This window comes from Marinomonas sp. IMCC 4694 (assembly GCF_008122525.1).
GTDB lineage: Bacteria > Pseudomonadota > Gammaproteobacteria > Pseudomonadales > Marinomonadaceae > Marinomonas.
Genome location: NZ_VSRV01000001.1, coordinates 2557898 through 2570737 on the forward strand (window position 1 = coordinate 2557898; position 12840 = coordinate 2570737).

A 12840-nucleotide genomic window follows, 5' to 3' on the forward strand; every position below is an offset into this window, starting at 1 on the left:
AGGCGTTTGTTAGTACTTTAAATCTACTTTGATTCGGTGTTTTTTGCTAATATTCGCGGCTACTATTTTTCTTGAGTTAATTATGCTACGTATCGATTTACTGCTCACTGAACAAGGCTTGGCGAAATCCCGCGCCCAAGCGCAAACTTTTATTAGTGAAGGTCGAGTCTCATATAAACTCAATGAACAATGGCTCAAAGCCACTAAACCCAGTATCAAATTGCCTTTAGACATAACACTTAGAGTCACACAAGATGACGCCGATAAATACGTCTCTCGAGGGGCATTAAAGCTCGAAGGGGCATTACAACACACCCAGCTTACTATTGAGCATTTTCACGTATTAGATATTGGCCAGTCTACCGGCGGCTTTAGTGATTGCGTGATTCAGCACGGTGCGGCCAAAGTCGTAGGCGTCGAAGTAGGCCATGGACAGCTGGATAAACGCCTGCTAGACAACGACAAAATTGTCTGTTTAGAGGGCATCAACGCCCGTAATTTAAGCGCTGAAGACCTCAAAGGCCATCTCCCTGACGGTGGTTTTGACCTTGTCGTAATGGACGTGTCGTTTATCTCTCAAACCAAGATTTTGCCTCAACTGCCCAGCTTATTAAAAAGCGCCGGCCACTTAATCACACTCGTTAAACCACAGTTTGAAGTGGGCAAAGCGTTTATTGGCAAAGGTGGTATTGTTAAAAATCCCGCCCGCGTCGCACAACTCAGCACAGACATTCAAGCCTTTGTCACCGCATTAGGATTCACCGTGCAATGCTACATCGAAAGCCCAATCAAAGGCGGTGATGGCAACCAAGAGTACCTACTCTGGGCGATTCGAAACTAATACCTACAGCATATCCTCGAACGCACGAGGATGAGGCGGCACTATTTCACCGGCGGCTTTTTGTTCGAGTTCCGCTAAATAGTTTTTCGCCATATAAAAGCCCAAACAACCAAAAATCACCGAACCAATCGCTTGTCCCAATAGAACGCCTTCCGCGCCCATAAAAAAAGAAAACACAATAATTAATGGCCAAGTGCCCAGTGTCGCACGTGCAAAGTTTAATAAGGTGCTATTGAGTGGCTTGCCAAGATTATTAAATACCGCAATGGCGATAAACAATAAGCTCTGAAAGAAAAAGCTAAACGAGACAAAAGTCGCAAAAAATCGGATCAATTCCGCACTGCCCTCCGTCGCGTTGAAGACAGATACCAACCAATCTTGCGCCTGATAGAGTACAACACACAAGGCCACACAATAGGCAAACGCATAGACTACGGCACTGCTAATCGTACTGTGCATTCGGTCAAACCGACCCGCTCCGTAGTTTTGTCCAAGAATCGGGCCAACAGCCCCTGACAAAGCGAACAAACCACCAAACACCACAGGAATAACTCGACCAATGACCGAAACGGCCGCCACCGCATCGTCCCCAAACGTGGCCGTGTGCTCCATTACAATGGCGTTTGCCAATGGGGAAGACAGGTTGGTCAGCATCGCTGGCACCGCGATCCAAGCAATGGATTTGGCATCTTTGAAAAAATCCATTAAATCAAATTCGCCTAACATTTTATGGATGTGCACCACGCCATAATAAGACACAGCGACCATGGAAAAACGCGCGATCAAAGACGCAATCGCGGCGCCTTGCACCCCTAGGCCAAAGGCAAAAATGAAGATGGGGTCCAATACCGCATTCACTAAACCACCAATCAAGGTCGCGTACATGGCACGGCGCGCGTCGCCCAAGGCTCGCATTATGCCCGAGCCAATCATGCCGATCATGACCGCCGGCATCCCCATGATTAATATTTGTAAATACTCTGTTGCTAAATCCAGCGTTCGTCCCGTTGCGCCAATATACAACAGAATGTGCGGAATATTCGGCCACAAAAACCACACCACGGCGGTGGAAAAAAACACCCCAAACGCCAATACATTAACCGCTCGACGCTTAGCCAGTTCGATATTTCCCTGGCCAATGGCTTTTGAGACAAGCGCCGTCGCCGAGATAGACACCGCTATACTTAATGACACGGTAAAAAACATGATACTGCTGGCAAATCCCACTGCCGCCACGGCTTCTTTTTCGCCTAAAATGGACAAAAAAAGCATATCAACAAGGTCAACCAAAAACAGACACATCAAACCCAACGCACCAGTGGCCGACATACTCACAACGTGCTTAAACGTAGAACCTTGTGTCAGTTTTGCCGAATGTGGCATGTTTATCCCCTGCAACGGCGCACACTCGGTACGACAACCCAAAAAAAACCGAATAAGAGATGTCTATTCGGTTTTGTATTTTCTCATGTATGCCCAGCTTAGAAAATGCCTACTGGCTAGATTACTTAATGAAGCGCATCATTTGATCGATTAAAGACGATTTTTTCCACATCAGTAAAACGCTCGGCAAAATGCACCGTCATCCCCTCTTTCACCGACTCTGGTAATTCTTCAAAATCTCGACGATTCGGTTCAGGCAAGATGATCTCACTGATCTTACTGCGTTTTGCGGCAATGATTTTTTCACGAATCCCCCCAACCGCAAGCACTTGACCCGTTAACGTCAGCTCACCTGTCATGGCCAATCCTCGACGTACAGGCTCATTGCGCGCCAATGACATCAAGGCCGTCGCCATTGTAATGCCCGCACTCGGGCCATCTTTTGGTGTGGCGCCTTCAGGAACATGCAAATGCACTAAGCTATTATCAAAAAACTCTGGCGATTTTTGATAACTTTTGGCGTGGGAGAAAACATAAGAATAAGCAATTTCAGCGGATTCTTTCATGACGTCGCCAAGCTTACCAGTGAGTTTCAGACCTCGCGTTAGTTCATGTACTTTATTAGCTTCAATCGGTAACGTCGCTCCGCCCATCGAAGTCCACGCCAAGCCCGTCACCACACCCACACCTTGTAGATTTTTTTCAGGGCGAAAGTACGGCATGCCCAACAAGGTTTCTACGTCTTTTACGCCAACATTAATATGGTCTTTTTCACCCGTTATTAAAGCCACTACGCTTTTACGTAAAATCTTTTGCAGCAACTTATCCAAACCGCGCACGCCCGCTTCACGGGCATAATGCTCAATTATATGACGCAATGCGGCGTCGGTAATATTAAGCTGTTTTTTCAGTAACTTGTTTTTCTTCAATAGCTTAGGCCACAAGTGTTGCTTAGCAATAGCCAGCTTCTCATCGCCGATGTAACCCGACAGTCGAATCACATCCATTCGGTCTAATAAAGGCGCAGGGATTGTATCTAGCTGATTGGCCGTACAAATAAACAAGGCTTTTGATAAATCAATGCGCATGTCTAAATAATGGTCTAAGAAGGCCACATTTTGCTCAGGGTCCAATGCCTCCAATAGGGCCGACGCCGGATCGCCCTGAAAAGACGAGCCAATTTTATCGATTTCATCCAACATGATAACGGGGTTTTCCACTTTCACTTCTTTCAGCGCTTGCACAAACTTGCCCGGTAAAGCGCCAATGTACGTGCGTCTGTGGCCTTTGATCTCGGCCTCATCGCGCATGCCGCCTAAGCTAAAACGGTAAAACTTACGGTTCAAGGATTCCGCAATGGACTTACCAATCGACGTTTTCCCGACCCCAGGAGGACCAACCAATAGCAATATGGACCCGCCCATTTCACCGCGATGGGCACCAAGCGCAAGAAATTCAACAATTCGATCCTTTATATCCCCCAAACCGGCATGATGAGAGTCAAGGACATCGCGAGCCAACGCGATGTCTAAATTGTCTTTTGAATGCACACCCCACGGTAATGACGTCGCCCAATCCAAATAATTACGAGTGACACCATATTCCGGTGAACCGGTTTCTAAAATGCTCAGTTTATGCAGTTCGTCTTGGATTTTATCGTTTATGGCCTCAGGTAAGGTTTTATTTTCCAGCCTAGCTTGAAACGTATCCACATCAGAGGTGCGATCGTCTTTTGACACACCCAATTCTTTTTGGATAATTTTCAGCTGCTCTTTTAAGAAAAAATCTCGCTGATGTTTGCTGATTTTGTCGTTCACTTCGGCACTGATTTCATTTTGCAGTCGCGCAATTTCAAGCTCTTTTTTCAACAAGGTCAAAGCCAAGTGCATGCGGGCTTGAACAGGCACGGTTGATAATACATCGTATAAATCTTCCGCATCGGCTGAGGTAATCGAGGCCGCAAAGTCCGCCAACAAACCCGATTCATTAAATGAAAAACGCCCTAGATAGTGTTTTAAATCTTCGCTAAACAGGGGATTCAAACGGATCAACTGCTTAATCGCGTCTAATATCGCAATGGAATACGCTTTGACTTCGTCTCCCTTGGATTTTACATCGTTGAGATAACGCACCCGCGCCAAATATGGCGCTTCTTCACTTAGCCATTCAATGACTTCAAAACGCTTTACGCCTTGGGCAACAAAGGTCAATTTGTCGTTTTGTTTTTCGGCCTTATGGACTCGCGCCACGCAACCGATGGCGCGAAACTCATCGACCGAAGGAACCTTTTTGGTCTTTTTGTCCGCATACACCAAGCCCACAACGGCTTGAGGGTGCTCGGCAATGCGTTCAAGCGTGTCTTCCCATTGATCGGCGTCCACCATGACAGGTTGCACTTGCGCCGGGAAAAACGGACGACTTGAAATGGGTAAAATAAACAAGGTATCGGGCAACACATCGTCCGGCAACGCAAGCCCTCTTGGGTCACTGATCGCCACCGCGTCGTCTCTGTCGACCAATCCGTTATCATCTTGTTCATCAGTCAGAGGATCTTGTGCCTCTACATACTGCTCGTCATCACTCATCTTTAACGTCTCAACAAATGGGTATGGTTACACCGCCAGAAGCGTACTGGCGCTGTTTAAAAGGATATCTCTTATGTAATGGCGATCTTGGCGAAAACAATGCTAAGACGTATTTTCTAAAAAATTGACGACATTAAGCAGGCTGCGCGCCATGATATCTCGCACTAACTTAACCGAATAGACAAGATTAGTTATTTAGCGCACCTAAACTTGGTGCTATCATAGCCTTTACATTATTAGTATTACGTCTTGCTTCTCTCAGCAGTAGAAAAGGATCGGCCAATGACTCGCGATGAACTGCTCAATACCTATCACGACATTCATGTGATAACGCACCCCTTTGTTCAACACAAGCTCACCAGCCTTAGGGACAAAAACACCAGCACACGGGAGTTTCGTATGCTGGTAGAAGAACTAGGCACCTTGATCGGATATGAGGCCACACGAGACTTAGAGACCACTGATGTGGAAATCGAGACGCCGCTTGAAAAAGCCATGTGCCCTATTTTGAAAGGCAAAAAGCTCTGTGTGGTGACCATAATGAGGGCAGGTAATGGCTTAGCCGAAGGTGTACTTAAGCTGTCGCCAAGTGCCCGAGTCGGGCATGTCGGCTTGTATCGCGATCCTGAAACGAAAAAACCGGTTGAATACTATTTGAAAATGCCACATTCCGTCGACAAGCGCACTATTGTTGTGGTCGACCCTATGTTGGCCACTGGCCATTCAGCTATCATGGCGATTGATAAAATGAAAGAAATGGGGGCGTCAGATATTCGATTTATTTGTTTATTTGCAGCGCCAGAAGGCATAGAAGCGTTTAAGGCGGTACACCCAGATGTCGCCATGTACATAGGCGCTATCGACCGAGGCCTAGATGACCACGCCTACATTCGACCCGGTGTGGGCGATGCAGGTGACCGCATATACGGTACACGTTAGATTTGTTGTAAACGACTTTTCTAAGCAAAAGTCGTTTTTTTACCTTTTACCTTTTGAGTTTTGAGTTTTAATCACTTTAATTTTTTAAGGCAAGAAAAGCCCCCGCACTGGCCATAATGCCGCCTGCGGTTCGGTTTAATGATTTCATCGAGCGTTCAGATGTAAGCAATCGTCTGGCCTGCGACGCGCCAATAGAAATCAACATCAACCCCATAAACAAAGCCACAAATGCCAAAAAAGACGCCAACACAATGTCCGAAGCGCTTAATACGGTGAGGTCCATAAAGGTCGGCAAAAACGCCACATAAAACAGAATGACTTTAGGGTTAGACGCCGAGATCATAAAGCCTTGCATGAAGCTCGCGATCTGACTCTTGGAACCCCGTTCTCCCTCCACCGAGGAAGTCGAGACCGGAGACACCCACATTTTGTAACCTAAATACATAAGATAGGCGGCCCCTGCGTAACGAATCACCAAAAATGCCGTTTCCCAACTCGATGCAATGGCGGCTAAGCCGTAACAAGCCATCACCAAATACACAATATCACTCAACACCATACCCAAACTGAGGAAAATGCTCGCTCTTACGCCTTTTGTCATGCTTCTTGCCAAAATAGCAAACACACCGGGACCCGGTGTAATACTAAAAACAAAAATCGCCAGAAAAAAAGTAATACCGCTTTCTAGTGTCATAGTCGACCGCCCTTTATTCGTCTTTTATGCGTCTTCGATGTCTTTTACGCCACAACCCGCGAGTACCATACGCGTAATAAACCGCTTGGCCTCGTCGTAGTCACTGTCTTCGAGCGTCTCTTTTTGCAACATAATCTTTACTTGCGCGTCAAAATCGGCATACGTTTGTGTCATTGCCCAAATACTAATGAAAAGATGCTCCGTCGAAACGAGCGTCATCAGTCCATTATCTACCCACGTTTGAATCGTCGCTTTTTCTCGGCTCAACTCCGCCACGAACACATTACGAAGATACTCTAAAACAAAGGTTTCCTCACCAATAAGTGCCATAGCAAAAATTTTAGACGCATTCTTATTGGTGCGCGATTGATCGACTTTCTCACTGATGTACCGTGTTAAATTCTGTTTTGGACCTTGTTCCACAGTAAACTCACTGACCGAGTCCAGCCAAAGTCGCAAAATTCGCTCTAATACCGCTTCTAACAGGTCTTTTTTCGACCGGTAATAATAGTGAATATTGGCTTTGGGCAACCCCGCTTCATCGGCGATCATTTGTGTGGTGGTTTTTGCTAATCCTTGACGGGCAAAAACACGCTCAGAAGTGGCCAATATAAGCGCTTGATTTTGCTCTCGGATGTGAATTTTGAGCTGATCTTTTGCTCGTTTAACGTCGGTCAAAGGTAAGCCTCGTGGATAAATAATGACTAAAAAGGGGGTGCCGATATCACGTCCTGTGCGACAGGTCAGAAGAATACCATTCTTTAGAATCGTCACGAAGCGCTCAGACGAAAAAAAGACCAGCAGGGGGATTCTGCTGGTCTTTAAAAGCACGGCTTAGCCTATTTTTACGAACCTACACCGAGTGTTAGCCTGCAAATTGGTTCATGGTATTGTCTTTACCCGAAGCTTTTAACGCTTGTGCACCGGAAAAATATTCTTTGTGGTCATCCCCCATATTGGAACCCGACATATCTTGGTGTTTAACACAGGCCAACCCTTGACGAATCTCTTTCCGCTGCACTTCTTTTACGTAACCCAACATGCCCATTTCACCAAAGTAATCTTTCGCTAGGTTGTCGGTAGACAACGCCGCCGTATGGTACGTTGGCAACGTAATCAAGTGATGAAAGATACCCGCTTGCGCCGCTGCGTCTCTTTGGAAGCAACGAATTTTCTCATCCGCTTCCGCTGACAATGGCGTTTCATCGTACTCTTGCGACATGAGACGATCACGCTGGTAAGCCGACATGTCTTGGCCTGCGTCTGCCCATAGATCAAATACTTGTTGGCGAAAGTTCAGCGTCCAGTTGAACGATGGGCTGTTGTTGTACACCAGTTTCGCATTGGGCATAACGTCACGGATACGATTCACGATAGACGCGATTTGACCAATGTGCGGTTTCTCGGTTTCGATCCACAATAAATCGGCGCCGTTTTGCAAAGAGTTGATGCAATCCATCACAACGCGATCTTCGCCGGTGTCTGGCTTGAAGCGAACCAAACCGTTTGGCAGACGCGTTGGCTTGATCAAGCGATCACCCTGCTTAATGGCCATATCGCCAGACTGCATTTGCTCTAGTGAAGTGACTTCTTTGCCATCGATAAAAGCATTGTACTGGTCAGCCAAATCGCCAGGTGTTTGAGACACTGGGATTTTTTGCGTCAAGCCAGCACCCAAAGAGTCTGTCCGCGCTACGATCACACCGTCCTCCACACCCAACTCTAAAAAGGCATAACGCACCGCGTTAATTTTCGCCAAAAAGTCTTCATGTGGCACCGTTACTTTACCGTCTTGGTGACCACATTGTTTCGCATCTGATACTTGATTTTCAATCTGGATACAACAAGCACCGGCTTCGATCATTTTTTTAGACAATAAGTACGTCGCTTCTTCGTTACCAAAACCGGCATCGATGTCAGCAATAATAGGCACAACATGAGTTTCAAAGCGGTCTATTTTCTCTTGTGCCGCTTGCTCAGCAACCTGATCACCCGCTTCACGAGCATCGTCCATGGCTTTAAATAAATGCTGCAACTCACGAGCGTCGGCCTGCTTTAGAAAAGTATAAAGCTCTTCAATAAGCGCAGGCACGGAGGTTTTTTCGTGCATAGACTGGTCTGGCAAAGGCCCAAATTCAGAGCGCATCGCAGCGACCATCCAACCAGAAAGGTACAGGTAACGGCTGCGGGTGGTGCCAAAATGCTTCTTGATAGCAATCATTTTTTGTTGACCGATAAAACCGTGCCAACAGCCCAAAGACTGGGTGTAGTTCGCTGAGTCTTTGTCGTAGCTTGCCATGTCTTCACGCATGATTTTCGCGGTGTATTTGGCAATATCCAAACCGGTATTAAAACGGTTTTGGAGCTGCATTCTGGCCACAGACTCTGGGTTAATCGCCGCCCAAGTTGGGCCTTGCTGTTCGATCGTTTGGTTCGCTTGTTGGGTTTTATGGTTGTAAGTTTCCATTCTATTCTCGCTCTGTTAGTGTATTTTTATTATTTGGTTTAGTGATGCCGTTCTCTTTCTTAATTCGCCATTTTGGCTTTGACTCGGTAAGCATGAAGCAAAGGCTCGGTGTAACCGTTTACCTGCTCCACCCCTTTAAAAATCAAATCTTGCGCGGCGTTAAAAGCCACGCTGTTAGGGTTATCTGCCATAGGTCGGTAACCCTCGGTGTCTTTATTTTGGCCATCAACAACCCTCGCCATACGTTGCATCACCTGATTAATCTGCTCTTTATTGCACAGGCCATGCAGCAACCAATTGGCTAAATGTTGGCTCGAAATACGCAAGGTGGCACGGTCTTCCATCAGTCCAACGTTGTGAATATCTGGCACTTTCGAACAGCCCACGCCGTCTTCAATCCAGCGAACTACGTAACCTAATAAGCCCTGAACGTTGTTTTCAATCTCACGCTCGATCACCTGACTCGACAAGGTCAAACTGCTTGGTATAGTCGGGATCGTTAGTAAATCGGTTAAATTGGCTTGAGTACGCGTTTTTAATCGCTCTTGCACTTCAAACACATCCACTTGGTGATAATGCAACGCGTGTAACGTTGCGGCGGTCGGCGAAGGCACCCAAGCGGTGTTAGCGCCCGATTTTGGGTGGGTGATTTTAGCGTCCATCATGGCGGCCATTTCGTCTGGCATCGCCCACATACCTTTACCGATTTGTGCTTTACCAGGAAGGCCACAACGTAAGCCGATGTCTACATTGCGATTTTCGTAGGCTTGAATCCAAGGCTGCGTTTTAATCTGATCTTTTGGCAAAAAGGCACCGGCCTGCATGCTGGTATGAATTTCATCCCCCGTACGGTCCAAAAAACCAGTATTGATAAAAAACACCCGAGATTTCGCTTGGCGAATGCACTCTTTTAAGTTCACTGTGGTGCGACGCTCTTCGTCCATGATGCCGATCTTGATGGTGTTTTCTTCAAGACCTAACATTTGTTCAACGCGAGCAAACAATTCGCAGCTAAACGCCACTTCGTCAGGGCCATGCATTTTAGGTTTTACAACATAAATACTGCCGGTTCGGCTGTTTCGTAACCCCCGTTCACGTTGTAAATCCAATGCACCAATCAATACGGTTACAACCGCATCCATGATGCCTTCAGGAACAAAGTTTCCTTCTGCGTCTTGCATCAGATCGCATTCCATTAGATGACCGACGTTACGAACCAACAATAAAGAACGACCATGTACGCGGTATTCGTTGTTGTCTAAATCGGTGAAAACACGATCAGGATTCATGCGGCGCGTCTGTGTTTTACCGCTCTTTTGGAAGCGAGCTTCCAATGTTCCTTGCATCAGACCAAGCCAGTTGCGGTATACTTCAATTTTGTCTTCCGCATCGACAGCGGCCACGGAATCTTCACAATCCATAATGGTGCTCAGCGCCGACTCGATCACAATATCGTTGATGTTCGCCTTGTCTTTTGCGCCGTTTTGGCCGTTGCGATCGAACTGAATTTCAACATGCAAGCCGTTGTTTTTTAATAAGATAGACTCAGGTTCACTGCGTTGTCCGTTTACCGCCACCAGCTGACTAGGCTGCTTTAAACCCGCTTGGCTGCCGTCTTCAAAAAACGCCAACAGATGATGGTAATACACGACGTAACTGCTGACGTCTTCATGGGAACCTGTTTCTAAAGGAAACGTCTCATCCAAAAACGCTTTTGCCTTGGCGATTACGGCGTCACCGCGCGCTGGGTTGTAGCCCTTGTCTGTTTCAAAATCGTCGGTTTTAGCAATAACGTCTGTGCCGTAGAATGCGTCGTACAAGCTGCCCCAGCGTGCATTGGCCGCGTTTAAAGCAAAGCGAGCATTTTTTACTGGCACAACAAGCTGAGGCCCGGCCAGCATGGCAATTTCCGCGTCGACGTTTTGCGTCGTTATGGTGAAATCACCCCCTTCTTCTACCAAATAGCCTATTTCACGCAAAAAGGCTTCGTAGGCGCTCATGTCCATTGGCTGGTTTTTGTGAGCACGATGCCACTGGTCAATGCGCGCTTGCAAGGTGTCGCGAGTCGCTAACAGTTGGCGGTTCACTGGCGCCAAATCCTCGATCAACGTTTCAAGATCTTGCCAAAATCTTGTTGGCTCGATCGCATGAAGAGGCAGCACTTCGTTATTAATGAAGTGGCAAAACTCTGGGTGGATCTGGCGGTTATTTTTAATTGAGGGCATAGTCATCTCGCTTTCCTTGTCCTATAAAGGTTCTTTTTTATTTTTGCTGATACCGATACCCTGACGAATGAATCGGTGTCCGTTTGCTTGATTTATAGTCTATGCGCAATTAAGATAAAATTTCACAATAAGAATTACACAGTGTAAATTTTACAAAAATGAAAAATAAGAATAACCTAAATCGTAAGGCCCATTTTTTGGGCACTAAGATCCGCAATCTGCGCAAACGCAACCGTTTAACGATGGAAGACCTGTCAGCAAGGTGCATAAAAATTGACGCAGAATCGGCTCCTTCTGTGTCGTATTTATCGATGATAGAGCGAGGCAAACGCATTCCCAGTGAAGACGTTTTAGAAGTCATCGCTAATGTTTTTCAGAAAAACGTCGAATGGTTTTTAGATGACATCCCCGAAGAAGACGCCATCACGCCGTCAAAAGGCTCCGGCGGCGGCATTAATGGCATGGCGTTAGAGCCCAATTTCTTGTTCTCTAAAGACATTTTACAAATCGCTATTCCCGAAATGTTGTCTCAAACTGGCACCAGTGGTCGCCAATTTGCGCATTTATTGATTCGCGCTCACCAGGAACACCACCAAAATCACTTCCCCGATTTAGAGCGCGCCGCTGAGGAAGTTGGATTAAAACGCTTACCGTTAAGCCTTGATGATCTTGTTGCCATCACCAAACACATGGGGTTACAAATCAAATGGTTCCGCAAAACACCGCTGACGGTAGTGCAAGAAATTGGCACTCACGAAAACAACGTTGTCACGTCATTTTTTGATCCGCCCAATACCATTTACATTAATCAAATCATGAAGACTCAGCCGCAACGCTTAAAATACAATTTAGCGGTTCACATCGGGCATGCGGTGTTGCATGACAAAGATGGCCTGAAAAACATCTTGGTCACTGGACGCAATGAAATTTCGCCTTTGCAGGCTAAAAACACAAAAATTCAATCTTCAGGAATGGATGCGCAGGATATTTTGTTCGCTTGGCGAGATTTTGAATGCAGCTTTTTTGCAGGGGCTTTATTGTGCCCTAAAGTCCCTTTTCGACACATGCTCGATCGCAACGGTTACGAGATCAACACCGCAAAACTCGCCGGCGTATCGGAATCAGTGGCCATGCGCCGCATGACCGCCGCGTCACCTTATCCTCATTGGCATTATTTTGATGCCTACGCACCGGGTAAACTCAAAGCCGTGTATCGTGGCAATGGCATCCCTTTACCTTGGGGCAATATGAGCTTAGTCGAAGACCCTTGCCATCATTGGGCGGTGTTCCGCAAAATAAACGAGGCGAGCACTGGATCCTCCGCGCAAATTTCGATCTTAAACGTTGCCGATGAACCCCGAATTTACGCGTGTGAATCGGTTAAAGTGCAAGACCTTGCGGGCAACAGTCACGTGCTTTGCTCTGGCATTGACCTTAACCCAGCGATTGCCGCGCAAGGCCGAGACGCCATTGCCATCGCGAATGACTTAAAACAAGCCTGCGTTAAAGGCGGAGGGTCGTCCCATATTCCTAAAAACATCAAAAAAGATCTGATGAGTGTGGCGAAAATCCTCAATATTAACTGGGTAGAGCGCGGCATCGACAGCGACGCCAGACTCATTTGCTCCCGAGGCGCAGTATGCCCAAGATCACCAAGCTGTTACCAGCAATGTCGAGAACGTTAATTCGCTATGAAAAGCGAGACG

General features: G+C 46.8%; 9 protein-coding genes. 3 read left to right on the plus strand and 6 right to left on the minus strand.

Annotation, left to right across the window (positions count from 1 at the left end):
- Positions 1 to 82: 82 nt before the first annotated feature.
- On the plus strand, positions 83 to 841 hold the full coding sequence (locus tag FXV75_RS11510; protein WP_148833538.1) for a TlyA family RNA methyltransferase: 759 nt from the start codon (positions 83 to 85) through the stop codon (positions 839 to 841).
- Between the two features lie 3 nt (positions 842 to 844).
- Here FXV75_RS11510 and FXV75_RS11515 read toward each other — a convergent pair whose 3' ends face one another.
- Both FXV75_RS11515 and lon read right to left on the minus strand, forming a co-directional pair.
- Positions 845 to 2224 (minus strand): MATE family efflux transporter, encoded by a 1380-nt coding sequence (locus tag FXV75_RS11515; RefSeq protein WP_148833539.1) that lies wholly within the window; start codon positions 2222 to 2224, stop codon positions 845 to 847.
- A gap of 125 nt (positions 2225 to 2349) precedes the next feature.
- The gene (lon, locus tag FXV75_RS11520) at positions 2350 to 4809 is read right to left on the minus strand and encodes an endopeptidase La (protein ID WP_148833541.1); all 2460 of its coding nucleotides are present in this window, start codon (positions 4807 to 4809) and stop codon (positions 2350 to 2352) included.
- 282 nt (positions 4810 to 5091) lie between these two features.
- Here lon and upp point away from each other — a divergent pair, with 282 nt between their 5' ends.
- On the plus strand, positions 5092 to 5748 hold the full coding sequence (gene upp / locus FXV75_RS11525) for a uracil phosphoribosyltransferase (protein WP_148833543.1): 657 nt from the start codon (positions 5092 to 5094) through the stop codon (positions 5746 to 5748).
- Positions 5749 to 5824: 76 nt separating this feature from the next.
- On the opposite strand, the gene FXV75_RS11530 is transcribed toward upp, so the two are convergent.
- From FXV75_RS11530 to FXV75_RS11545, 4 genes are all read right to left on the minus strand, one after another.
- Entirely contained in the window at positions 5825 to 6442 is a 618-nt protein-coding gene (locus FXV75_RS11530; RefSeq protein ID WP_148833545.1) for a LysE family translocator, read from the minus strand.
- Between the two features lie 24 nt (positions 6443 to 6466).
- Complete coding sequence (locus FXV75_RS11535) at positions 6467 to 7216, minus strand: TetR/AcrR family transcriptional regulator (protein WP_262368540.1); 750 nt, start codon at positions 7214 to 7216, stop codon at positions 6467 to 6469.
- A 91-nt stretch (positions 7217 to 7307) separates the two neighbouring features.
- Positions 7308 to 8909, minus strand: a complete 1602-nt coding sequence (locus FXV75_RS11540; protein ID WP_148833547.1) for an isocitrate lyase — start codon at positions 8907 to 8909, stop codon at positions 7308 to 7310.
- Between the two features lie 59 nt (positions 8910 to 8968).
- Positions 8969 to 11140, minus strand: a complete 2172-nt coding sequence (locus FXV75_RS11545; protein ID WP_148833549.1) for a malate synthase G — start codon at positions 11138 to 11140, stop codon at positions 8969 to 8971.
- Positions 11141 to 11331: 191 nt separating this feature from the next.
- Between FXV75_RS11545 and FXV75_RS11550 the strand changes: the two genes are divergently transcribed.
- Positions 11332 to 12819 (plus strand): DUF3612 domain-containing protein, encoded by a 1488-nt coding sequence (locus FXV75_RS11550; RefSeq protein WP_262368541.1) that lies wholly within the window; start codon positions 11332 to 11334, stop codon positions 12817 to 12819.
- Positions 12820 to 12840: the final 21 nt, after the last annotated feature.